The 21,910-nt window shown below is 65.3% G+C and carries 21 protein-coding genes and 1 pseudogene; 7 read left to right on the top strand and 15 right to left on the bottom strand.

Annotated features, from left to right (window positions below):
* Positions 1 to 4: 4 nt before the first annotated feature.
* The 6 genes from B840_RS11815 to B840_RS11840 form a co-directional block, all read right to left on the bottom strand.
* The gene (locus B840_RS11815; RefSeq protein ID WP_042622295.1) at positions 5 to 817 is read right to left on the bottom strand and encodes a hypothetical protein; all 813 of its coding nucleotides are present in this window, start codon (positions 815 to 817) and stop codon (positions 5 to 7) included.
* Entirely contained in the window at positions 814 to 1,533 is a 720-nt protein-coding gene (locus B840_RS11820; RefSeq protein WP_052491194.1) for an ATP-binding cassette domain-containing protein, read from the bottom strand. Before B840_RS11820 ends, B840_RS11815 begins: the two co-directional genes overlap by 4 nt.
* Entirely contained in the window at positions 1,530 to 2,072 is a 543-nt protein-coding gene (locus B840_RS11825; protein WP_042622296.1) for a helix-turn-helix domain-containing protein, read from the bottom strand. The genes B840_RS11820 and B840_RS11825 overlap by 4 nt, the downstream gene beginning before the upstream one ends.
* A 632-nt stretch (positions 2,073 to 2,704) precedes the next feature.
* A complete protein-coding gene (locus B840_RS11830) occupies positions 2,705 to 3,517 on the bottom strand; it encodes an AAA family ATPase (RefSeq protein ID WP_042622297.1) in 813 nt (270 codons plus the stop codon).
* Entirely contained in the window at positions 3,517 to 4,980 is a 1,464-nt protein-coding gene (locus B840_RS11835; protein WP_042622298.1) for a Mu transposase C-terminal domain-containing protein, read from the bottom strand. Before B840_RS11835 ends, B840_RS11830 begins: the two co-directional genes overlap by 1 nt.
* 333 nt (positions 4,981 to 5,313) lie before the next feature.
* Positions 5,314 to 5,937, bottom strand: a complete 624-nt coding sequence (locus B840_RS11840; protein WP_042622299.1) for a recombinase family protein — start codon at positions 5,935 to 5,937, stop codon at positions 5,314 to 5,316.
* Between the two features lie 350 nt (positions 5,938 to 6,287).
* Here B840_RS11840 and cmtR point away from each other — a divergent pair, with 350 nt between their 5' ends.
* The 3 genes and pseudogenes from cmtR (at position 6,288) to B840_RS11855 (ending at position 8,968) form a co-directional block, all read left to right on the top strand.
* Positions 6,288 to 6,647, top strand: a complete 360-nt coding sequence (gene cmtR, locus B840_RS11845) for a Cd(II)/Pb(II)-sensing metalloregulatory transcriptional regulator CmtR (protein ID WP_042622300.1) — start codon at positions 6,288 to 6,290, stop codon at positions 6,645 to 6,647.
* Entirely contained in the window at positions 6,605 to 7,243 is a 639-nt protein-coding gene (locus tag B840_RS11850; RefSeq protein ID WP_206436436.1) for a cadmium resistance transporter, read from the top strand. Before cmtR ends, B840_RS11850 begins: the two co-directional genes overlap by 43 nt.
* Positions 7,244 to 7,728: 485 nt before the next feature.
* Positions 7,729 to 8,968, top strand: a pseudogene (locus B840_RS11855) (IS256 family transposase).
* 54 nt (positions 8,969 to 9,022) lie between these two features.
* Here the strand turns inward: B840_RS11855 and B840_RS13270 are convergent.
* A complete protein-coding gene (locus B840_RS13270; protein WP_084603031.1) occupies positions 9,023 to 9,832 on the bottom strand; it encodes an IS5 family transposase in 810 nt (269 codons plus the stop codon).
* Positions 9,833 to 10,022: 190 nt separating this feature from the next.
* Between B840_RS13270 and B840_RS11860 the strand changes: the two genes are divergently transcribed.
* The 3 genes from B840_RS11860 to B840_RS11870 all read left to right on the top strand — a co-directional run bounded on the left by B840_RS11860 (position 10,023) and on the right by B840_RS11870 (position 14,029).
* Positions 10,023 to 10,229 carry a heavy-metal-associated domain-containing protein gene (locus B840_RS11860; protein ID WP_042622302.1) on the top strand — a complete coding sequence of 69 codons (207 nt, stop codon included), beginning with the start codon at positions 10,023 to 10,025 and terminating at the stop codon, positions 10,227 to 10,229.
* A gap of 118 nt (positions 10,230 to 10,347) precedes the next feature.
* On the top strand, positions 10,348 to 12,630 hold the full coding sequence (locus tag B840_RS11865; RefSeq protein ID WP_042622303.1) for a heavy metal translocating P-type ATPase: 2,283 nt from the start codon (positions 10,348 to 10,350) through the stop codon (positions 12,628 to 12,630).
* A 58-nt stretch (positions 12,631 to 12,688) separates the two neighbouring features.
* Entirely contained in the window at positions 12,689 to 14,029 is a 1,341-nt protein-coding gene (locus tag B840_RS11870; protein WP_042622304.1) for an MFS transporter, read from the top strand.
* 17 nt (positions 14,030 to 14,046) lie between these two features.
* Here the strand turns inward: B840_RS11870 and B840_RS13585 are convergent, their stop codons facing one another.
* Positions 14,047 to 14,217, bottom strand: a complete 171-nt coding sequence (locus B840_RS13585) for a hypothetical protein (RefSeq protein WP_156971916.1) — start codon at positions 14,215 to 14,217, stop codon at positions 14,047 to 14,049.
* A gap of 440 nt (positions 14,218 to 14,657) precedes the next feature.
* Here B840_RS13585 and B840_RS11875 point away from each other — a divergent pair, with 440 nt between their 5' ends.
* Positions 14,658 to 15,839: an MFS transporter gene (locus tag B840_RS11875; RefSeq protein ID WP_042622305.1), complete on the top strand. Its 1,182-nt coding sequence runs from the start codon at positions 14,658 to 14,660 to the stop codon at positions 15,837 to 15,839.
* On the opposite strand, the gene B840_RS11880 is transcribed toward B840_RS11875, so the two are convergent.
* The 7 genes from B840_RS11880 to B840_RS11910 all read right to left on the bottom strand — a co-directional run bounded on the left by B840_RS11880 (position 15,805) and on the right by B840_RS11910 (position 21,910).
* Complete coding sequence (locus B840_RS11880; RefSeq protein WP_042622306.1) at positions 15,805 to 16,374, bottom strand: PadR family transcriptional regulator; 570 nt, start codon at positions 16,372 to 16,374, stop codon at positions 15,805 to 15,807. The two genes, B840_RS11875 and B840_RS11880, sit on opposite strands and share 35 nt — an antisense overlap.
* 125 nt (positions 16,375 to 16,499) lie before the next feature.
* Positions 16,500 to 17,993, bottom strand: coding sequence for a replicative DNA helicase (gene dnaB / locus B840_RS11885; RefSeq protein ID WP_042622307.1), 1,494 nt, complete (start codon positions 17,991 to 17,993; stop codon positions 16,500 to 16,502).
* Positions 17,994 to 18,575: 582 nt separating this feature from the next.
* Complete coding sequence (rplI, locus tag B840_RS11890) at positions 18,576 to 19,028, bottom strand: 50S ribosomal protein L9 (RefSeq protein WP_042622308.1); 453 nt, start codon at positions 19,026 to 19,028, stop codon at positions 18,576 to 18,578.
* Positions 19,029 to 19,127: 99 nt separating this feature from the next.
* Complete coding sequence (locus B840_RS11895; protein WP_042622309.1) at positions 19,128 to 19,763, bottom strand: single-stranded DNA-binding protein; 636 nt, start codon at positions 19,761 to 19,763, stop codon at positions 19,128 to 19,130.
* A gap of 87 nt (positions 19,764 to 19,850) precedes the next feature.
* Positions 19,851 to 20,138, bottom strand: coding sequence for a 30S ribosomal protein S6 (gene rpsF, locus B840_RS11900; RefSeq protein ID WP_042622310.1), 288 nt, complete (start codon positions 20,136 to 20,138; stop codon positions 19,851 to 19,853).
* Positions 20,139 to 20,274: 136 nt separating this feature from the next.
* On the bottom strand, positions 20,275 to 20,475 hold the full coding sequence (locus B840_RS11905) for a hypothetical protein (protein WP_042622311.1): 201 nt from the start codon (positions 20,473 to 20,475) through the stop codon (positions 20,275 to 20,277).
* A gap of 7 nt (positions 20,476 to 20,482) precedes the next feature.
* Positions 20,483 to 21,910, bottom strand: a complete 1,428-nt coding sequence (locus B840_RS11910; RefSeq protein WP_042622312.1) for a glycosyltransferase family 87 protein — start codon at positions 21,908 to 21,910, stop codon at positions 20,483 to 20,485.

Consider the following 21,910-nt stretch of genomic DNA (forward strand, 5'->3'; position numbering starts at 1 on the left):
CGGTTCAGGAATCGAGAACCCGGGCGCTGCGAAATCCGCGGGCGGTGAGGTAGACGATGAGCGCACTGGCGGCCACAGTGGTGGAGAAAATAAGGGCAAGGACGGGCAGTGCCCATTCGTGCAGGAGCATGAGGCAGGGGGCTGTCAACAGTGACGGTGCGATCGCGAGGAGGCGGATGGGTCCGCCGTTCATCCCTGCCCGCGATTCCAGGCTGCGTGGATACAGTAGTGCCCCGAACAGGGTGGCGGTTGCAGACCAGATGCCCAGCGACAGGGGGAGGATGAGTAGTGCAGCCACGAATGGGAAGGTCACTGATACGGATATGCCCGTGATCAGCGCCACGAGAATGGTTGCGGTGGTGAATCCGGTGGCTGCCATGGCCCAGGAGGCTGTGGTGAGGATGAGACTGGCTCCCAGGTAGGACTGGAAGAGGCGACGGCGTGGGATCGGCCCGGCCAGAAGGACTTCGATGCCGCCGCCGTGGATGTCATCGGCGACGACTCCCGGGAGGGTCAGTGTCGCGACGATTCCGACCAGGGCGCCCAGCAGGACCGGTGTCATGATCAGCAAGTAGGAGGCGATCGGCTGGACCTCGCCCAGGCTGTCGCGGACGGTGGCGAGGTGGAGGGTCTGGTTCGGGATCATGGTCTCCATGCCGGGCCTCATGTCGACGTTGCCGGCTCCGAGGAGGGCAAGTATCCCGATGCCGGCTCCGACCAGTGCGGAAAGCCAGAGTGTCATGCCGCCCTGCTGGATCCACGCCCGCTTCGCGAACGCCTGAACCTGATGAGGTGTGGCGGTGGTGGCTCGGGTCATGATGATGCTCCTAGTGACTGCAGGATCTGCGTCTCGGTGATGGCAGTGCCGTCGCTGCCCAGGGTCAGCACGTCACGTCCATCGACGATGAGGAAACGGGACGCGAGTTCCAGCGCCTCCGGGACACTGTGGGTGGAGTAGAGCACCGTCCGGGTTGTGCCCCACTCGTGCAGGAGTGCGCGGGTCTCAGCGGCGTAGACCGGGTCGAGGCCCGTCAGGGGCTCGTCGAGCACCACAAACTCTGGATCTGTCATCGCCAATCGTGCGAGATCCACGCGTTGACGCTGCCCGCGACTGAGCGCGGACACGCGTTTGTCGAGGATCGGTTCAAGATCGAAACGTCCGATCAACTCCGCCTCTGCTATCAGGGATATCTGCGGAAGGCTGGCGTTGATCGTGCGCCAGAACGACAGGTTCTGCGCGACACTGAGCCCGGAAGACAGGGCGGATTTATGCCCGAGATAACCAACCCGGGACCGTACCGCAGCCCCGTCCGCCACCTCTTCACCCAGCACGACGCAGCGTCCTGACAGCGGGGGGATGATGCCGCAGAGGGTGCGCATGAGTGTAGTCTTGCCCGACCCATTGCGCCCCAGCAGGGCGGTGATGCCTGGGTGGAGTCGAAGCTGGAGGGGGCCCAGGACCGCGGTGTCGTCGTATCCTGCGATCATATCGTCGGCCCGGGCGGTGATAAGTTCGCTGCCTTCTGGGGTCATGGTGTCGTCTTTTCGGCCGGGCGGGGAATCATGATGGTCGTCAGTGCACGGCGGCGCCGGTTATGGCCGGCGGTGTTGGCCATCAGGGGGCGGAGCGCTGTCATAACCGCCTGCGAAAAGACCTCGACTTCGGTATCGGTCGCCCAGAAATCCGCCAGCGCGAAGCTCACCTGATCTTTGGCCAGATCAGGCACACCCTGGTCGAGATAGTCCCCGAAATCCCGGATCACCCCGGAGGCGAACACGGTGAACGCCGCCAGGATCTCTTCGGGGGTCAATGAGGCTAGTTCGTCTGCCGTGGGGTTGGTGAGTTCTTCGGCCACCTTGTAGGTCTTTTCGCTTGTGCCTCTGACTGGTCGTTCCTCCACCACTTCAATGAGGCCGTGGTCGACGAGATGGGCGATGTGTCGGTAAAGGGTTGCGATGGGAACATCAGGGAGTCGGTCGTGGAGCTGGCGGGTGGTGGATCCGTCGGTGGCGAGCAGTGTCTGGACGATGCGGAGGCGAACAGGGTGGAGAAGCGCGGAGGAGGTGGCCATACCCCAATGATATCAGTATCAATAATGATAGGAAAAGATAAGGCGATCTTAATGTCACTTTAGTGGTCTTAACCACCGTTGACGTAACCTAGAATAAATAACGTGTTAAGTGACAGACCGGGAATTTCTCCGCTGTGACTCGCAGCTTCGTTTGGCGGCTTTTTAGCAACTTCAGATGGCGGTTTTAAATGTAGGCGTGCCCATGCCAACAGCACCCTTTAGGGTGGAACCATGACTGATGAGCAGCCTGGCCGCCGGGTGACATATGTGACCTGGAATCTCGTGGCCACAGGTGTGCTCGGAGTCTTGGCGTTCGGAGACGTAGCTCCCGCCCTGGTAGATGACCCCAGGTCCCCGGTTCTGTGGGTTATCAGTGCGGCTGTCGTAGCGGCCGTGGCGTGGGCCGTGTGGAAACGTCGCCGTCGACCCACCTGGCTTCTTCCACGTCTTTACCTATTCAGCGTGATTCCAGTGGGGCTTGCCTTGCTGCTGACGAACGCGATGACCGCGTTCTGGCTCGGTGCCATCTGGTTGTTGATCATCCCGGCCCTCCTGAGCGGTGACTGGCTGGACCGATGGCTAGGCGCTCCTGTTCAACCGCCATCAACACCTCACCGCTAATATCAGTTCTTTTAGGTGATGCCGATGACCAGCGTGGAGCGGGCTGCTTCGACGACATCATCGGTGATGGTGGTCAACTCGTTGATCTTCATGATCCGTTGCATCTGGGTGAACAGCCGGTCGACGAGGCGGAAGTTGCCGCGGGTGATCCGGGCGATCGCGGCGATGGCCTGGGCGTCGGTGAAGTCTTCGGTGTTGAGGTCCTGGCCGAGGGCGCGCCACCGGCGTTCGAGGACGAAGACCAGTTCTTCCTCGGCCAGGGGGCGGTATTCATGCGCGAAGCCGACCCGGCTGTAGAGCTGGGGAAACCGGCTGAATTTCCGCTCCATGCCGGGCATGCCGATCAAGATCAGGGCGATGTTGGTGCGGTCGAAGCGATCGCGCATCATCTCCAGGGCGGTGGGGTTGAGGCGCTCGGATTCGTCGATGATGATCATGTCGAGGTACTTGTTCAACCGCGAGGTCGGTCGTGCCACCTCGCCACTGTTGATCAGGTGTTGTTCGATGCAGATGGCGACCCGGTCGCTGAGATGGGCGAGGTCTTCCCTGATCCGCTTCGGGGTAGTGGCGACCTCCGGGGTGTAGAAGACCGTGCGTTTATGCGCCAGGGCTGCATAGACCTGAAAATCCGAGTCATCTCTGGGGCCCCAGTCCTCCAGCAGGGTCTCGGCCACCGGCCAGTGGGCATAATGCCGGGCGGAGAGTGTTTTCCCGGTGCCGGCCTGCCCGTAGCAAATGCCGATGGTGCGTTGCCGGCGCACCGCGTCGGCGAATTCGACGAACCGACGGTGTTGTTTGGTGGCGATGAAGCGGTGCGGGGACATCAATCCTCCTCCAGATAGGTACGCAGCTTCGGCTTCTTCCTGGCTGGTGTCCCGGATGGTGATGGTTCCGGGCTCGTGGGTCTGGGACGGGGGTTATGGTCGGCGACCACGGCGATGCGTTCATTGATCTGCTCGCGTAACTGTCGGCGTCGTGCCCGCCTAGCGGCCTGGATGTCTTTGAGACTGACGGTGGCGGCAGCGTGGTCGGGGTCGACGGCGGTACAGATGTACTGGTCGTGGTGGAAGACTTTGATCTCGGAGATATCGCGTGGGTCGTAGCGGATGACCACGGGTTCTTTGACGTAGGCCGCCAGCAGTGGGGAGAGATACCGCAACCCCTGGAAATGCACCCCATCGCGGTGGACGACCCGCGGTGTCGCCACGGTGAGCAGCAACAGGTTGAGATCGTCAATCGAGTCGGGCAGACGTGGCAGCCAACCGGTGCCGAGCCAGGCCTGCTGCGGGGTGGTGTTAATCTCCGGGTGAATCCGCTGGTGGTAGGTGCTACTGATAAACGCCCCGATGGCGGCATCCAGCTCCGGGAGAGTCAGCACCGGTTCGGGACGCCGGTGTCCTGGTGCGAGATAACCGGGCAATTCGGCCAGGAGCTCGGTGTTAAGGGTGCGGAAGATCCGCTCGATCTTGCCGCGTCCCTGGGGGCGGGCGACCGCGGAGTAGATGATCTCAAAGTGCAGGTCCCTCGCGGTTTGGGCGAGGTGATGGCTGGTGAAATCCGGGCCGTGATCGACATAGAGCACGTCCGGGATCCCGCACATCGGCCACTCGGGATCACGTTTGGGCCAGATTCCCTGCCGCAGCGCCAGGGCGGTGTTCATCGCCGAGGGGGCACCGAGAAAGACCAGGTAACCGCAGACCGCGCGGGAGTAGTCATCCAGGATCACCGTCAACCAGGGGCGGGCGGGGGCACCGTTGGCGTCCCGAATGAGGAGGTCGAGTGCGGTGTGATCGGCCTGCCAGGTGGCATTGGCCCGCTCGGCCCGGTGTCGCCAGACCAGCTCGAAGGTGTCCCGGTAGGCCACTGGCCCCTGGTGGGCGAGGGTGAGCAGGCCCGGATCCAGGTCACCGATGATCGAGCGGACGGTGCTGGAGGAGACGGTGTTCCAGCCCTGTTCGGCGGCGACCGCCTTGGCCCTGCGGGTGATCGCCGCTCCTGTCAGCCGTGGTCTGATCAGGGCCAACCCCTCGATCAGGGCATGGAGTTCCGGATGGATCCGTCGCCCCCGGGGTGCTGGTTGGACCGGGGATAACCCGGCTATTCCCTCGGTGCGGTAGGCCGCGTGCCAGCGCTGCAGGGTCCGTAACCCGATCCCTGCCTGGGTGGCCAGCCGGGTCAACGGGATCCCGTCCTCGACGTGTCGGCGCAGTATCTCCCAGCGGGCGGCGGCGGTGTGTTCACGTGCGGAGACGCCGGTGGGTGTCTGGGACCTGCCGCCTGCGCTCATGACTACTCCACCCGGTTCGTTTCCCGCCGACGTCGGGGTGGGGTGACTCCGGCCTCGCGGCGCAAGGTCCGGCAGGCGGTGGTGCGGCTCACACCTAGAACTGTACCGATCTAGGCGAGGGTCATGTCTTTGTGCTCATAGCAGTTTCCGCGCGGTGCGCAGTGTATCTCCACTCAGGAGCGGGGCGGGCCCCTCGGGCGGCCTCGAGCCCGGCTGGGGTTTTCAGAACTCGTCTGTCTAGCTGCCTATCGTGACCTGGGCGAGTGAAGTCGAATTCTGACATTCTGATGCCAGTACTCACCTGCACTGTCCGTCATTTTTCAGAAGCCATGTTCACTCACCAGCACCAGGAGCGAGGTCCTGTCCTTCGGCGGTGTGGGTATCTACCGGTCGGGGAGGTAGGTACCGGTAGAGGGTGGTGCGGGCAATGTTTGTTTTCTCCACGATCTCGCGCATCGAGAATCCTTCATTGCGCAGATGCTCGGCATATTTCAACTTGTCTGGGTCGACCACACTGGGCCTGCCCACCCGCTTGCCCTTCGCCGTGGCCACGGCTCGGGCGTGAGCTGCGCGCTCGAGGGCGTAGGTGCGTTCCATCTGCCCGAACAACGACAGGATCACCACCGCCAGTTGGGCCATCGGATCATGAGGGTCGGAGGAATCGACCTTGATCGGATCGGCCAGGGTGCGTACCCCGACCTCGCGCTCCTGGAGGTCGTGGATCAGGTTGAGGGTGTCGCGAACGGTGCGCCCCAACCGGTCGAGGGTGTGGACGACGATGACATCACCCGCGCGAGCTTGATCCAGTGCCTTGTGGAGTCCCGGGCGGTTGGTGGTGGATCCGGATTTCTTGTCGACGTAGATGTATTTGTCCGCAATACCTTCCTGGCGCAGCGCGTCGACCTGACGGTCGAGGTCTTGTTTTGCGGTCGACACTCGGGCATATCCGATCTTCATGCCGAAATCGTACCGGAAGTATATTCCGCAACGGGTCTGACGGGACAGTCTATTGGGATAACTTGTGGAACAGGCGCGTCCTGGGACAATGAATTTTCAATTCATTGTCAATAGAGGTGTCCCACTTCCAAGGAAGTGGGACACCTTGATCGGTACGTGGGCCGCCGCTGGCCTGGGCCGGAAGCTGCCGGCAATAGCCCTCACCTTTAAATCACGTCGGGAACACCGCCAACTAGGCAGCCACTTCCTTCCTGCGCAGTGAAGGCCTCAGCCTGAAAGTGCAGACGACCTCTGGCAACGACGCCACCCCATGTCGAAGTTAGTTCAGCAACAGCTGTATAGTTCAGCACATGCTGACTATTGCTTCTCGTCTAGACGTGATGAACCGGTTGGGTCGGGCCATGGCGGATCCGACTCGTTCCCGCATTCTCCTGGCGCTGCTGGAGGGGCCGGCCTACCCGGCCGCTCTCGCCCAGGATCTGGAACTGACGCGCTCGAACGTGTCGAACCATCTCGCCTGCCTGAGGGACTGCGGAATTGTTGTCGCCGAACCGCAGGGGCGACAGACCCGCTACGAGATCGTTGATGCTCATCTGGCGCAGGCGTTGAACGCGTTGCTGGATATCACCCTGGCCGTCGATGACAACGCCGAATGCATCGACGTCGGATGCGCCGTACCTGGGTGTGTCACTGGACAGGAGAGTGCGTAGTGGTAACCGGTCTACTGTCGGCGATTGGTCTGTTTATCGCCACCAATATCGACGACATCATCGTGCTCTCGCTGTTTTTTGCCCGCGGGGCGGGGCAAAAAGGGACCACGCTTCGGATTCTGGCTGGTCAGTACCTCGGCTTCATGGGCATCCTCGCGGCCGCAGTCCTGGTCACGCTGGGGGCAGGAGCATTCCTACCCGCTGAGGCGATCCCGTACTTCGGACTAATTCCCCTGGCCCTGGGACTATGGGCGGCCTGGCAGGCCTGGCGAAGCGATGATGACGACGATGATGATGCGAAGATCGCCGGGAAAAAGGTGGGTGTGCTGACCGTCGCCGGTGTGACGTTTGCCAACGGTGGCGACAATATCGGCGTCTACGTCCCGGTCTTCCTCAACGTGGACACTGCCGCCGTCATCATCTACTGCATCGTTTTCCTCGTCCTGGTGGCAGGCCTGGTCCTGCTGGCAAAGTTCGTGGCCACCCGCCCGCCCATCGCAGAAGTCCTTGAGCGCTGGGAGCACGTGCTGTTCCCGATCGTCCTGATCGGCCTGGGCATCTTCATCCTCGTCAGCGGCGGCGCCTTCGGCCTCTAATAAGCCCATCCCGAGCGCCCGGGTGGCCTATCCAGGTGTTGCCATCGGCGTCGACTGAACCGCCATTCGAAGCCGCGGAAAAACCGCCAAACGAAGCTGCAAGTCACACTCCGCCTGTGGGAACGGCAATCGTCCCCCTTGTCACGTAAACGATCGAATATGACACAAGGGGGAGGGGAGAACTCCGGGACGCTTCAGTGTGACCTGCCCCGCGGTCATGCTCGGTGGGTCTAGGTCGTGTTACGAAAGTCGCTTGAGCCAGTACCGGATCACCGCTACCTGAACAGTGGCCTCGAAGTGCACCGCTAACTTGTCGAAACGGGTGGCACACCCACGGTGCTGCTTGATCCGGTTGATCCCCCGTTGGTTGCGTCCGTTAGCGTGGTGTATCTGTAACTGCCGGTGACGACCCCATGAATGCACGAGGCGACCACCGCAGTACCTTTCGAATCAACTCCTACATCTCCTCGAAAGGGACAACCGCGATGGCCGCTGGCCCCCATTCTATCGACCCCACCACCTATCTCGACGACCTGCTGTCCCAAGCCTCCCCGGACCTGATGAGACAGATGCTGCAGAACTTCATCAACCAGATCCTCTCCACCCAGGCCGACCAGATCTGCGGCGCCGAATACGCCACCACCAGTGATGCTCGCACCAATGTCCGCAACGGCTACCGCCACCGCGACCTCGACACCCGCGTCGGCACCGTGGACGTCGCCGTGCCTAAGCTGCGCACCGGGTCGTTCTTCCCGGACTGGCTACTGGAGCGCCGCACCCGGGCCGAACGGGCCCTGACCACGGTGATCGCCACCTGCTACCTAAAAGGCGTGTCGACGCGCAGGATGAACGACCTGGTCGCCAGCCTGGGGATCAACAATCTCTCGAAATCACAGGTCTCAGAAATGGCCAAGGATCTTGATCAGATGGTGGAGGATTTCCGGACCCGCCCGTTGGATTCCGGCCCGTACCTGTATGTCTCGTGTGACGCGCTGACCATGAAGGTCCGCGAAGGCGGCCGCGTGGTCAAAACCTCCGTCCTGCTGGCCACCGGAGTCAACGCCGAAGGCTACCGGGAACTACTCGGTATGCAGGTCGCCACCTCGGAGTCGGTCGCCTCCTGGACCGGGTTCTTCCGCGACCTCAAGGCCCGCGGCCTGGACCAGGTGTACCTGGTCACCAGCGACGCGCACCTGGGCATCCAGCACGCCATCGGCGACGTCCTGCCCAACGCCTCCTGGCAACGGTGCCGCACGCACTTCGCGAAGAACCTCTCCGGGCTGGTGCCCAAGACCCAGTGGCCGACGCTGTCGGCGATGTTCCACACGATCTTCCAGCAACCCGATGCCCAGGCTGTATGGGATCAGGCCCGGGAGGTGGTGGGCTTCTGTGAGCAGAAGTTCCCCCATGTCGCGCACTCACCTCGAGGAAGCGCTCGACGAGCTGCTGGCGTTCACGAACACGCCAAGGGCGGTGTGGACGAAGGTGTGGTCGAACAACCCGACCGAAAGGCTCAACCGGGAGATCCGCCGGCGCACCGACGTCGTCGGGATCTTCCCCAACCGCGACGCCGTCGTCCGCCTCGTCGGTGCCGTGTTGGCGGAGCAGCACGATGATTGGATCCAGCAGAAGCGCTACATGTCGCTGACGAGCCTGGAGCAGACGAAGACGATGATGACCGCCGGCGTCATCGATGCCGGCGAGCCCACCCGGGAGGTCGCATGAGCCAGTCTCACCATCGGGCTCGTGCCGGTCCCTGACACCGTCATGCTGCTTGTTTTATCGAAAGGCAGAAACACCACTTCCGTGGACTTGACCCCCCCGTTCCACGGTGTTGCGGCGCCGGTAGGCTGCGGTGTCGAAAGCAGGGGGTCGGCCACCGGCCGATCCCCTGCGCCGACGGTTCGCGACCTGATCCTTCGGCTGGGAAATCGTGGCCTTGATGCCCCTCGATCTCAGATACTTGCGGTTGGCGCGTGAAGAATACGCCTTGTCCGCCAGCACCCGCTCGGGTCGTTTCCGCGGCCGACCACGCCCGGTGGACGGCACCCGGATCTTCTCCAGTACCGGCACCATCTGCGGCCCATCTCCTGCCTGACCAGGGGTGATCACCACCGACATCACCCCGCAGTCCGCGTCGGTACCGACGTGGATCTTCGTTGACCACCCGCCCCGGGATCGTCCGAAGCCATGATGGGCCGGCTCCCCCGAGTGCCGGGTGACACTGTCCTTGCGCGCACCTGCGGCGTGGACATGCCCGCGGGTGGTCGTGGAATCGACGCTGACCTCCCAGGAGAGCTTTCCGGTGTGCTGGGCCTGGGCAAGCAACCGGGTATGCACGTCCTGCCACACCCCGTCAGCCCTGAGCCGGACGAACAGGTGGTAGATCCGCCACCACGGTCCGTAGCGTTCGGGGACGTCGCGCCAGGGGCAGCCGGTACGGATGCGGAAGAAGATGCCGTTGACCAGGGATCTCAAGCCCCAGGTGCGGGGTCGGCCCCGGCGTGACGGGGCGGGCAGGAGTGTGGCGAGCAGGGTCCATTCGGCGTCGGTGAGGTCATGCCGGGCCGAGGGCGGTAAAGTAGGCAACGAGGGTTTCCTTGCAAGCGTTGATGATTAGACACCAACACCGTGCGCTGGGAAACCCTCGCTTGTGTTTAAGACACGCCGGTGTCACTCACCGGACTTTCGCAACACGACCTAGACCCTTGTGACATACCCTACTGGGGTATAACATCAGAAGACAGCGACTATCCGACACGCGAAGGGAAGCAGCCGCATGGCCGACATCACCAAGAATTACCAGGTCGAAGGGATGACCTGCGGACACTGCGAGAAGTCCGTGCAGGAGGAGATCGGCGAGATTCTCGGAGTCACCGACGTGCAGGCATCGCACGAGACCGGCGCAGTCAGCGTCTCCGGCGCCGGCTTCACGGACGAGCAGATCGCAGAAGCGGTGGAGGAGGCCGGCTACTCCCTCAAGTAGCGGCTGCACCTCCCGGCCCGGCACCCTCCAGGGGTGCCGGGCTTTTCGCGTGCACGCCCCTTGCCAGATACCCCAGTGGGGTATAGCGTCGGAAGTTGAAGGAAGGAATGGTACAGCCATGACACACACGCCACAGATGCAGCCGGCGGTCGACCTGGTGCAGGTCGACCTCGGCGTGACAGGAATGACCTGCACGTCGTGTTCGGCCCGCGTCGAGCGCAAGCTCAACAAGGTCGAGGGCGTGGAGGCGACCGTCAACTTCGCCACCGAATCGGCGAGCGTCTCCTACGACCCGGCCAAGATCGACCCAGGCTCCCTCATCGAGGTCGTCCGGAACGCGGGTTACGATGCATTCGAGGTCGCCGGGGAGTCCGCGGCGGAGGATGCGGGGATCGACGGGGCGTCGATAAGCGAGGACCCCCATGAGGCCGCCCGCCGGCGCGAGGCCGCGGACCTCAAACACCGCCTCACCATCTCCGCGCTCCTCACCGTGCCGATCGTGCTGCTGAGCATGATCCCGGCGCTGCAGTTCACCAACTGGCAGTGGGCCGTGCTCACGATGACCACGCCGGTGTTCTTCTGGGGCGGAGCGCCCTTCCACCGCGCGACCTTCGTCAACCTGCGCCACGGTTCCTTCACCATGGACACCCTCATCACGCTGGGCACCTCCGCCGCCTACCTGTGGAGCCTGTGGGCGCTCTTCCTCGGCAACGCCGGCCACCCCGGTATGACGATGGAGATGCACCTGTTCCCCTCCGACACCACGATGGACGAGATCTACCTCGAGACCACCGCCGTGGTGATCACCTTCCTGCTGCTCGGCCGCTGGTTCGAGACGAAGGCCAAGGGGCAGTCCTCCGAGGCGTTGCGCGCTCTGCTCGACATGGGGGCGAAAGACGCCGCCGTGCTCCGCGACGGCCGCGAGGTGCGCGTCCCCGTCAACCGCCTGCAGGTGGGGGACGTCTTCGTGGTGCGTCCGGGCGAGAAGATCGCGACGGACGGCACAGTGGTCGAGGGTTCCTCGGCGGTCGACGAATCGATGCTCACCGGCGAATCCGTTCCCGTCGAGGTGGGCGCGGGTTCCCGCGTCACCGGGGCCACGATCAACGCCTCCGGCCGCCTGCTGATCGAGGTCACCCGAGTCGGGGCGGACACCACGTTGGCGCAGATGGCCCGCCTGGTCACTGACGCGCAGGCGAAGAAGGCGCCGGTCCAGCGTCTGGTGGACCGGATCTCCCAGGTGTTCGTGCCCACGGTCATCGTCGTCTCGCTCATCACCCTCGGAGTCCACCTGGCCACCGGCTCCGGCCTGGCCCCGGCGTTCACGGCCGCAGTCGCGGTACTCATCATCGCCTGCCCCTGCGCCCTCGGGTTGGCCACGCCCACCGCGCTGCTCGTGGGCACGGGCCGCGGCGCGCAGCTGGGCCTGCTCATCAAGGGTCCGGAGGTCCTCGAGTCGACCCGGCGCGTGGACACCATCGTCATGGACAAGACGGGCACCGTCACCGAGGGCGTCATGTCCATGACCGGCATCGACGCGGCGGATGGCTTCGACCCGGACGATGTCCTGGCGAAGGCGGCGGCCGTCGAGGCCGCCTCCGAGCATCCGATCGCCCGGGCGGTGGTCCGCCGGGCGGAGCAGGAGGTCGTGGTCCCCGAGGTCAGCGGCTTCGAGAACCTGGCTGGCCGGGGAGTCACCGGCACGGTCGAGGGACGGACCGTCCTCGTGGGACGTCCGGCAGGTGCGCTGCCCGGCCGCCTGCGGGAAGCCTTCGATCAGGCGCAGAGCCGGGGCGCCACCCCGATCGTCGTGTCGATCGACGGTGCGGCGGCCGGCGTGATCACCGTGCGGGACACGGTGAAGGCCACTTCAGCGGAGGCCGTCGCCGAGCTCCGGAAGCTCGGCCTGACCCCCATGCTGCTCACCGGCGACAACGCCGGGGCGGCGCAGGCGGTCGCCGCGGAGGTCGGCATCGGCGCCGACGACGTCGTCGCCGAGGTGATGCCGGACGACAAGGTCGCGGTCGTCGAGAAGCTCCAGCAGGAGGGCCGCGTCGTGGCCATGGTCGGCGACGGCGTCAACGACGCCGCCGCCCTGGCCCAGGCCGACCTGGGCCTGGCCATGGGGGCGGGCACCGACGTCGCGATCGAGGCCTCCGACATCACGCTGATGAACAACGATCTACGGTCCGCGGTCGACGCCATCCGGCTCTCCCGCCGCACCCTGGGCACCATCAAGGGCAACCTGTTCTGGGCCTTCGCCTACAACGTGGTGCTCATCCCCGTCGCGGCCCTCGGCCTGCTCAACCCGATGTTGGCGGGCGTGGCCATGGCCTTCTCCTCGGTGTTCGTGGTGAGCAACTCGCTGCGCCTGCGCCGGTTCCGCTCGCTGCACCAGTAGGCGCCGGCAGGACGCCGCCGGGACGCCGCCGGGCCCGGCCCGGGTCTACGATCAGACCATGAGCCAAGAACTGACCAGAAATCAACGGTTGGACAGGCTGCCGGTCACGGGAAAACACCGGCGGCTGCTCCTCGGGTCCGGCATCGGCTGGGCGCTCGACGCCATGGACGTCGGGCTCATCTCCTTCATCATGGCGGCCCTGGCCGTCCACTGGGGTCTCACGCCCACCCAGACCTCGTGGCTGGGGTCCGTCGGGTTCGTGGGCATGGCCCTGGGCGCCACCTTCGGAGGGCTGCTCGCCGACCGGATCGGCCGGCGCCAGGTATTCGCCATCACCCTGCTCGTCTACGGCCTGGCCACCGGCGCATCGGCGCTGGCCACCGGCCTGGGGGTGCTCATCGCCCTCCGGTTCATCGTGGGCATCGGCTTGGGCGCCGAGCTCCCCGTGGCGTCCACCCTCGTCTCCGAGTTCGCGCCGCGCCGCATCCGCGGCCGCATGGTGGTCCTGCTCGAGGCTTTCTGGGCGGTCGGCTGGATCGCCGCGGCGATGATCGGCGCTTTCGTGGTCACCGCCGACGACAACGGTTGGCGCTGGGCGTTGGCGCTCGGCATGGTCCCGACGCTCTACGCCATCTACGTGCGCAAGGGTCTCCCGGAATCCGTGCGCTTCCTGGAGGACAAGGGCCGCCACGAGGAGGCGGAGCAGGTCGTCTCCTCCTTCGAGGCGCAGGTCGACCCGGCGGAACTGGAGCGCCTCGACGCCGCCGAGCACGACCACCTCCGGTTGGCCCCCCGGGAGGACTTCGAGGACGCCACCTCCATCTGGGAGCGCCGCCTCCGCCGGCGCACCGCCGGCCTGTGGATCGTCTGGTTCTGCGTGAACCTCTCCTACTACGGCGCCTTCATCTGGATTCCGTCGTTGCTGGTGGCTGACGGATTTTCGCTGGTGCGGTCCTTCCAGTTCACGCTCATCATCACGCTCGCCCAGCTGCCGGGCTACGCCGTGGCGGCCTGGCTCATCGAGGTCTGGGGGCGTCGGAGCACGTTGGCGACCTTCCTTCTCGGGTCGGCTGCTTCCGCGCTGTTTTTCGGGACGGCGTCCACCGAGCTGACCATCATCGTCGCCGGCTGCCTACTGTCCTTTTTCAACCTGGGCGCCTGGGGCGCGCTCTACGCCATCGGCCCGGAGCTCTACCCCTCCCCCGTCCGGGGCGCCGGAACGGGAGCGGCGGCCGGTTTCGGCCGCATCGCGTCGATCATCGCCCCGTTGGTCGTCCCCCCGATACTGGCCTTCGGCGGTTCCATCGCGTTGTTCGGCCTGTTCTCCGCTGCGTTCCTCGTCGCAGCGGGCGCGGCGCTCACGCTCCCCGAGCAGCGCGGCAAGGTTCTCGACGCCTAGAAGACGCCCGGAAACCGTCAGGCCGCGGAGAACATGTCCGCGAGCCGGCCGAGCAGGCTCGGCTTGCGCTCGCGGGTAAAATCGTCGAGGCTGCGCGGAACGGCCAGGATGGTGGCTCGCTCGGTGCGCTCGACGCGGATGGTGGCGTTGAAGTCGGCGGTGCGGGGGTTGAACTCTCGAGTGGTCATAATGTCCCTCCTTGGTCCGTGATCCGTTGATGGTCCGTTGATCGGTTTCTGATTGCCCTGAGTCTAGGAAGTTTTTGCAGGTCAGGCACCATTGCTAAGCCATGCCTAACTAATGTCGCCCTTATATAGGCTGACCTAAGGACGCCAAAAGCGCAGGCCAGGCCAACCTTGAACAGTGACCTGCATCACTGATAGGCAGGGCCGCAGGACGCGCGCCACATCGCGAACCACCCCATTTCGGGGGCGCCCTAACGCAGGGGAATACCCCAGGGCACATTAGGGGGGACTCGTCCGGCGCCCCCATCCGTGTTAGCGGAGCCCGCCAGGGCGTCGGCACTGCCGGTACTCCCGGCACGGAAGTTCCTGCCCCACGGTGGCATAGACTGTGCTGGCCATCACGGCCGCGTCCGCGCCGTCGAGCAACCCCAGGAGGCAACTGCATGTCAGCTCCCGACCCCCGCGCCTGGCTCCGGGTGGGCCTGGGCATGTTCACCGTCGCCTTCGGCGCCAACCTCTTCGCGCCCCTGCTGCCCGCCTACCGTGCGCACGCCGGGCTGAGCCAGTCCCAGGTGACCTTTCTGCTGGCGGTCTACGTCGTGGGACTCATGCCGGCGCTGCTGGTCGGCGGCCCGCTCTCCGACACCCGGGGACGCAGGGCAATGATGCGGCCCGCGCTACTGCTGTCGGGGCTCGGATCGGTTGTCCTCGCCTTCGGCGCCACGGGGTCATTCGCTGCACTGTCGGCCGGCAGGCTCATCGCCGGCGCGGCGACGGGACTGGTCATGGCGGCCGGGGCCGCGTGGCTGCAGGAGTTGTCGACCGGCCCCTCCTACCTCGGCGCCCGGCGGGCGACCGTCGCCCTGTCGCTCGGCTTCGCGGGCGGCCCGCTCATGGCCGGCCTGATCGCCGAGTTCCTGCCGCGACCCGACCTCCTGCCCTACCTGGTCCACCTGGGGCTGCTGCTGCTCATCCTCCCGCTGGTGTGGGGCACGCCGGGCGGCGGGGCGCGCACCGACGGCCGCCGCCGCCGGATGCTCTCCCGCAGCGTCCTGTCCGCGCATTTCCTGTGGACGGTGGCCGCGTGGGCGCCATGGGGTTTCGGCGTGGTGAGCACCGTGATCGCCACGCTCACCGAACTGGTCGACGCCCACCTCACCTTCCCCGTCGCCTTCACCGGACTCGTCGCGGCGGTGACGCTGGGCACCGGCGTCCTCATCCAACCCGTGGCCACCCGGTTCGGCAGCGATCTGGTGCCCCCCGCGGTGCTCGGGCTGGGGCTGGTGGTCGCCGGCATGCTGGTGTCCGTCGCCGTCGCGGCCACGAGGTGGCCGTGGCTGGTGTTCGCCGCCGCAGTCCTGCTCGGCGCGGCCTACGGCGTGATGATGGTCTCCGGACTCCGGGAGGTGCAGTTGACCGCGCCCGCCGAGGAGCTCGGCGCCGCGACGGCGGTCTTCTACTCACTGACGTACGTGGGCTTCTTCGCCCCATTCGCCATGTCCTTCCTCGGGCCCGCGGTCGGGTACCACACACTGTTCATCGTGGGCGCCCTCATCGCGGCGGCCTCCATCGTTCCGGTGGTGCGGATCGCTAGAGGCCCCGGACCCTCGCGGCGGCTTCGCTGACGATGTCGGCGACGGCGTCGTGCTTGGCGACGCCCGCCCCGCCCACCGCCTCACGCAGCTCCCGGAGGGCGACGCCGAGTCGGCCGCGCGGATCTTCGTCGGCGTGCTCGCGGTAGTCGTCGAGGATGCGCGCCCACTCGGTGCGGTTGGCCTCGACCTCCGCCCTGCCGGCCGGGGTGAGGCTGGCCAGCTTGCGGCCCTCCTCCACCGCGACGGTGATCAGACCCTCGTCCTCGAGCAGGCTGAGGTTGGGGTAGATGCCGCCCGCCGAAGGAGTCCACGCGCCGTCGGTGCGTTCGCCGATCTTCGCGATCAGCTGGTAACCGTGCATCGGCTCCTCGGACAGCAGCACGAGGATCACCTGGCGGAGATCGCCGCGCCCGGCCCTGCCGCCGCGGCCGCGGCCCCGCCGGCGGTGGCCGTGACCGTGTTCGTGGCCGTGATGGCTCCTGCCGTGCTGCCGTCCGCGGCGGCCCCCTCGGCGCCCTCCGCAGCAGTCGTCGTTCATGTCCTGGTAAATAGTGATGTCGTACATTCTCGTTCCTTTCGATATATCGGAATGTCTCCATCAGGATATATTTCGATACATCGCTATGTCAATAGTGATGTATCGCTAAAGGTAGGGGGCCCGCCCGGCGGGGGCGGGCGTCGAGAAGCGGGCTAGCCGCGCGCCATGTCCACGAAGCGGGAGAAATGCAGCTGGTGGGCGACGGTGACAGTGTCGATCGGGCCGCCGCGGTGCTTGGCCAGGATGATGTCCGCCTCGCCGGCGCGGACGTCCTCGCGGTCCTGGGAGTCGGGGCGGTAGAGGAGCATGACCATGTCGGCGTCCTGCTCCAGCGAGCCGGACTCGCGCAGATCGGCGAGCTGGGGCTTCTTGTCGGTGCGCGCCTCCGGGCCACGGTTGAGCTGCGAAATTGCGATGACCGGCACGTCCAACTCCTTCGCCAGCAGCTTGAGCTGGCGGGAGAACTCCGAGACCTCCTGCTGACGCGACTCGACCTTCTTGCCCGAGCTCATCAGCTGCAGGTAGTCGAGGACGATCATCTGCAGGTCGTGCTTCTGCTTGAGGCGGCGCGCCTTGGAGCGGATCTCCATCATGGTGAGGTTCGGGGAGTCGTCGATGAACAACGGCGCCTCCGAGATCTGGCCCGAACGGTTGGCCAACGTGGTCCAGGCCTCGTCGCTCATGCGGCCGGAACGCATGTCGGAGAGCTTGATGCTCGTCTCCGCGGACAGCAGCCGCATGACGATCTCCGACTTGCTCATCTCCAGGGAGAAGATCACCGACGCCTTGCGGTGCTTGATCGACGCCGAACGCATGAAGTCCAGCGCGATGGTCGACTTACCCACACCGGGCCGCGCGGCGACGATGATCATCTGGCCGCCGTGCAGGCCGTTGGTCAGGTTATCCAGGTCGACGAACCCGGTGGGCACACCCTGCGCCAGGCCGCCCAGGTTGGCGATCTGGTCGAGCTCCTCCAGGGTCGGGGTCAGGATGTCGCCCAGCACCGCGTAATCCTCGGTCTCGGTCTTCTGCGCGATGGCGAAGACCTCCTGCTGCGCCATGTCGAGGACGGTCTCGACCTCCGCGCCCTCGTTCCCCTCGTAACCCAGCTGCACCACGCGGGTGCCGGCGGCGACCAGCCGGCGCAGGATCGCCTTCTCCGAGACGATCTCCGCGTAGTAGCGGGCGTTCGCCGCCGTGGGCACAGAGGAAATGAGGGTGTGCAGGTAGGGTGCACCGCCGACCCGCTCAAGATCGTTGTGGCGGTCGAGCCGCCCGGCGACGATGACGGGGTCGATGTCCTTGCTCTCGCCGAACAGGTCGATCATCGCCGTGTAGATCAGCTGGTGCGCCGGGTGGTAGAAGTCCTCCGGGCTCAGCTCACCGACGATCTCCACGACCGTGTTCGGGCTGAGCAGCATCGCGCCGAGGACGCCCTGCTCCGCCTCCCGGTCATGCGGCGGCTGCCGGTACTCGCCGAAGCTGGGTGCGGGATCCCGCTTGTGGCGTTCCTTGTGGCGGCGCGGCGCGGCGTCCTTGAAGGCCTGCACCGGGAGCCCCCCGCCGCCTGTGTCCTCCGGCAGATCCGGTTCAGCCGGCGGAACAAAATCATCGTCGAAACTGGTGCCGCCGAGTCCTGAGGTCATCTGTACGCGTTAGTCCTTTCCTCCGGGCCGGCCCCCCCGGTGAGGAGGCGCGGCCCACGCTTCTGCTCGCAGTCTAGCCCCCGGCGGGCCTGGGGCGAATCCCCTTGCCGACCCCTGTGGACAAGCCCCCTCCCGAGGCCCGCGATGACGTCCGTCACCCGAGTTATCCACAGGGTTTGTGGACAACCCGAGGTAAACAGGGGGTTTATCCCCCGGCGTCCCCTCCGGCCTGTGGACAACATGTGGACAACCGTCCACACAGACTCGACGTTCTCCCCTGTCGTACCAGTTCAGAAGCGTTTTTCCCCGTTGTGGACAACTCTGCGCCACCGGTGCATAACCCCCAAGACCAGCACGTTTGACAGGCCAGGAAGGGCAAGGTAGCGCGGAACGTGCGGGTAAAGGACGGAAACCACACGGTTACTGGCAGGTTAAATGCCCCAGTTTCTCCACAGTCATCCACAGGCGGCAGAAAAAACCGACGGCCCTGCGGATCACGAATCCACAGGGCCGTCGGAGTGCTGTTGTCGTTGGGCCGGAGATCCCGTTCACGCGGGAACACCGGCCGTCGTCTGGCGCGAGTTACGCGGCGACGACCTCGAAGTTGATCTTGCCGGCGACGTCGGCGTGGAGCTGAACGGAAACCTGGTAGTTTCCGGTCTGCTTCACGAGACCCTTGGGCAGCTTGATGATGCGCTTGTCCAGGGTCGGGCCGCCGGCCTTCTTCACTGCGTCAGCAATATCATCGGTTTTCACGGAACCGAAGAGCTTGCCGGAGTCAGAAGTACGGACCTGCACGGTCACGCCGGTCAGCTGCTCGAGCTGGTGGCGCACCTCGCGGGCATGGTCGAGGTCGCGAATTTCGCGGGCCTCCTGGGCACGCTGAATGCCCTCGATCTGCTTCTCAGCACCACGGGTGGCCACAATGGCCAGTCCGCGGGGAAGCAGATAGTTACGTCCGTAACCGTCCTTGACCTCGATAATGTCGCCTGCGACACCGAGGTTTTCAACGGCAGCGGTGAGGATCAGCTTCATGATCCCTGCCTTTCGTTGTGTGTCCCTGTCCGGCCCCGCATGCGTTGAGCACCCGGGCGCCGTCAAGAAAAGTCAGTTGAGATGGGTTGATCTGCTCGATCAGAACGGAGGCTCGTCCTCGGCTCCACCGCCGAAACCACCGGCCGGCGGGGCGGAACCCCACGGGTCGTTGGCCGGCATCTGCTGCGGCTGGTTACCCTGCTGCCCGCCGAAGCCACCCTGCTGTCGCTGGGGCTGCTGCTGCGGCGGCGCCTGGTTACCCTGCTGCTGCCCGCCGAAACCGCCCTGCATCTGCTGGGGCGGGGACTGAGGCTGCTGAGGCTGGCCGCCACCGAAGTTTCCGCCGCCACCGAAACCGCCGCCCTCACGGGCTTTACGGTTGACGGTCGCGGAAGCGAACTTCAGTGACGGGCCTACCTCGTCGACCTCGATCTCGAACACCGTGCGCTGCTCGCCCTCTTTGGTCTGGTAGCTTCGCTGCTTCAGACGTCCGTTGACGATCACGCGCATGCCCTTGGAGAGGGACTCGGCGACATTTTCGGCGGCCTGGCGCCACACGTTGCAGGTCAGGAACAGTGCTTCGCCGTCCTCGTACTGCCCGGTGTCCTTGTTGTAGACACGGGGCGTGGAGGCGATGCGGAAATTGGCCACCGCCGCACCCGAAGGGGTGAAGCGGAGTTCGGGATCAGCAACTACGTTGCCGATGACGGTGATCGGGGTATCTCCAATTGCCATTACTGTTCAGCCTTCCTGCTTCGCGTGTGATGCTCTGTGACGTGCCTGCCGGGTGACGGGCATATGCTCGTCTCCCAGTATCCGTTCTTAAGCGTCGGTCCGCAGGACCTTGGTGCGCAGGACAGAGTCGTTCAGGCTCAGCACGCGGTCAACCTCGAGCACGGTCGCAGACTCGCACTCCACGTTGACTACGGCGTAAACGCCCTCTTCCTTCTTGTTGATCGGGTACGCAAGACGACGCTTGCCCCACACATCAACCTTCTCGACCTTGCCGTTGTCCTTGCGGACAATCTCAAGGTACTTGTCCAGGGACGGGGCAACGGTGCGCTCATCCTGAGACGGATCCAGAATGATCATGATTTCGTAGTGACGCACGACCTCATCACCTCCTATGGTCTAGTATTTTGGCTCGGCCACACCCATTGTGGGCGTGACAGGAGGGTCTGTTGCGTCAAGCAACCCCCGCAGCCTACCGCAACCGCCCCGGAATGCGTTAATTGCTTTTCTACGTTCAGCGGGTGACGTCACCGGGCATCGTCGCGAAGAAGACGGCGAGAAACACCGGGATGACGGTGACGAAGACGAAAGCCGCGAGACCGAAGCCGACCGCCCAGGCGGTGGGCTTCTTCTTCATGAAGGAGTAGAAGGCCGCGGCGATGCACAGAAAGCCGACGGCGATGGAGATGATTCCGATAACGGTCGTGGTGGTCATGCGTCCATCATGGTCGAGCCGGCACCGGTTCGGGAAACGCCAGGGGGTCCGCGCCGCCGTGGGCGGCCGTCACCTTGTCCACCCCGCGGCCGAGCATCTGGCGGACCACCAGTACCGCCATCGCCGCGAGGATGACCAGGCGCGCGAGGAGGACGACATCGAGAAGCCCGGCGGGGATGCCGTTGTTGTCCGTGCCGAGCATGTGCCACATGAGCAACGGCCACACCAGGGCGTCGACGAACATCCAGGCGAGCAGGAGCCGCCACCGGGGAAACGCCAGCACCGCGGGGACGATCAGCCAGAGCGAATACTGCGGCGACCACACTTTGTTGAAGAGCAGGAACGCCACGACGATGAGGAAGACCAGCTCGGCCACGCGGGGGCGCCGGCGCGCGCGCAGGCCCAGAACCGCGATGGCCAGGCAGGCCGCGGCGAACAGCCCGAAGGAGACCGTGTTGAGGACCTGGACGGGCATGTCCGGCAGGAGGGTGTTCCGGGAGACGAGCGCGTAGATGGTGGTCCACTCGAAGCCGCGCTCGCTGTTGAGCCGGAGGAATTCGTTCCACGCCGCCGGGTACATGACCATGACCGGGAGGTTGACCGCCAGCCAGGTCACCGCGGAGGTGAGGAGCATGGTGAGGAACGGGGCCGGGCGGCGGTCCCGGACGGCGAGCACCAGGAAAGCGCCCAGCACGTACAGCGGCCACAGTTTGAAGGCGGTGCCCAGGCCGATGAGTACACCGGCCAGGCCCGGGCGGCCGCGGCTGACTGCGTGGAGCGCTCCGACCACGAACATGATCGACGGGATGTCCCAGTTGGTGAAGGCGTGGACGACGACCAGCGGAGAGGCCGCCACGAGCACGGTGTCCCAGACGCGGTTGCCCGCCAGATCGGCCACGAGCCGGATGGTGAACACCCACATGCCCGACATCGCCAGCGCCGTGAGGGCGAAATACCAGGAGGCGGCCGGAATGATCAGCGGGGTGAGTTCGATGAGCGGGTACGTCAGGCGGGACAGTCCCGCCATGAGCCACTGGAACAGGCCCGCCAACACCGGGTACTCGAGGTAGCGGGTCAGATCCCCCTCCACCCAGGAGAAGGCGTAGGGGAAGCCGCCCTGATCCAGGCCGCGCCCGGAGTAGAGCGGGGTGATGTCGTTGTAGCAGGCAGCGACATACTGGCGGTTGCCGGACCAGTTGAGGGAGATCAGGCCGTCCTCACCTTGCGATCCCCCGAGGCAGCGCGCCTTGGACAGGAAACCGAAGGACAGGAACACCAGGGCCACCGAGATGAGCACCCGCAGCGGCGTCCACCACCGCTGCCGCCCCACCGCGGCGAACCGGCCGACGGGCCCGCCCAGGAAGGAGACAACACCTCCGGAGACGGGTTCCGTCAGGGCCGGGGAAACCCGCTCTTCGGGGTGGAGGGTCCGCAT

The organism is Corynebacterium marinum DSM 44953 (assembly GCF_000835165.1).
Classification (GTDB): Bacteria; Actinomycetota; Actinomycetes; order Mycobacteriales; family Mycobacteriaceae; genus Corynebacterium; species Corynebacterium marinum.

Bases quoted from the DNA above. Each gene is read 5' to 3' on its own strand.
- rplI (WP_042622308.1), bottom strand. From the start codon at position 19,028: ATGAAGCTGATCCTCACCGCTGCCGTTGAAAACCTCGGTGTCGCAGGC.
- B840_RS11825 (WP_042622296.1), bottom strand. From the start codon at position 2,072: ATGGCCACCTCCTCCGCGCTTCTCCACCCTGTTCGCCTCCGCATCGTC.
- B840_RS11860 (WP_042622302.1), top strand. From the start codon at position 10,023: ATGGCCGACATCACCAAGAATTACCAGGTCGAAGGGATGACCTGCGGA.
- cmtR (WP_042622300.1), top strand. From the start codon at position 6,288: ATGCTGACTATTGCTTCTCGTCTAGACGTGATGAACCGGTTGGGTCGG.
- dnaB (WP_042622307.1), bottom strand. From the start codon at position 17,993: ATGACCTCAGGACTCGGCGGCACCAGTTTCGACGATGATTTTGTTCCG.
- B840_RS11850 (WP_206436436.1), top strand. From the start codon at position 6,605: ATGCGCCGTACCTGGGTGTGTCACTGGACAGGAGAGTGCGTAGTGGTA.
- B840_RS11815 (WP_042622295.1), bottom strand. From the start codon at position 817: ATGACCCGAGCCACCACCGCCACACCTCATCAGGTTCAGGCGTTCGCG.
- B840_RS11910 (WP_042622312.1), bottom strand. From the start codon at position 21,910: ATGCGGACCCTCCACCCCGAAGAGCGGGTTTCCCCGGCCCTGACGGAA.
- B840_RS11820 (WP_052491194.1), bottom strand. From the start codon at position 1,533: ATGACCCCAGAAGGCAGCGAACTTATCACCGCCCGGGCCGACGATATG.
- B840_RS11895 (WP_042622309.1), bottom strand. From the start codon at position 19,763: ATGGCAATTGGAGATACCCCGATCACCGTCATCGGCAACGTAGTTGCT.
- B840_RS13585 (WP_156971916.1), bottom strand. From the start codon at position 14,217: ATGACCACTCGAGAGTTCAACCCCCGCACCGCCGACTTCAACGCCACC.
- B840_RS11905 (WP_042622311.1), bottom strand. From the start codon at position 20,475: ATGACCACCACGACCGTTATCGGAATCATCTCCATCGCCGTCGGCTTT.
- B840_RS11880 (WP_042622306.1), bottom strand. From the start codon at position 16,374: ATGTACGACATCACTATTTACCAGGACATGAACGACGACTGCTGCGGA.
- B840_RS11835 (WP_042622298.1), bottom strand. From the start codon at position 4,980: ATGAGCGCAGGCGGCAGGTCCCAGACACCCACCGGCGTCTCCGCACGT.
- B840_RS11870 (WP_042622304.1), top strand. From the start codon at position 12,689: ATGAGCCAAGAACTGACCAGAAATCAACGGTTGGACAGGCTGCCGGTC.
- B840_RS11875 (WP_042622305.1), top strand. From the start codon at position 14,658: ATGTCAGCTCCCGACCCCCGCGCCTGGCTCCGGGTGGGCCTGGGCATG.
- B840_RS11840 (WP_042622299.1), bottom strand. From the start codon at position 5,937: ATGAAGATCGGATATGCCCGAGTGTCGACCGCAAAACAAGACCTCGAC.
- B840_RS11830 (WP_042622297.1), bottom strand. From the start codon at position 3,517: ATGTCCCCGCACCGCTTCATCGCCACCAAACAACACCGTCGGTTCGTC.
- B840_RS11865 (WP_042622303.1), top strand. From the start codon at position 10,348: ATGACACACACGCCACAGATGCAGCCGGCGGTCGACCTGGTGCAGGTC.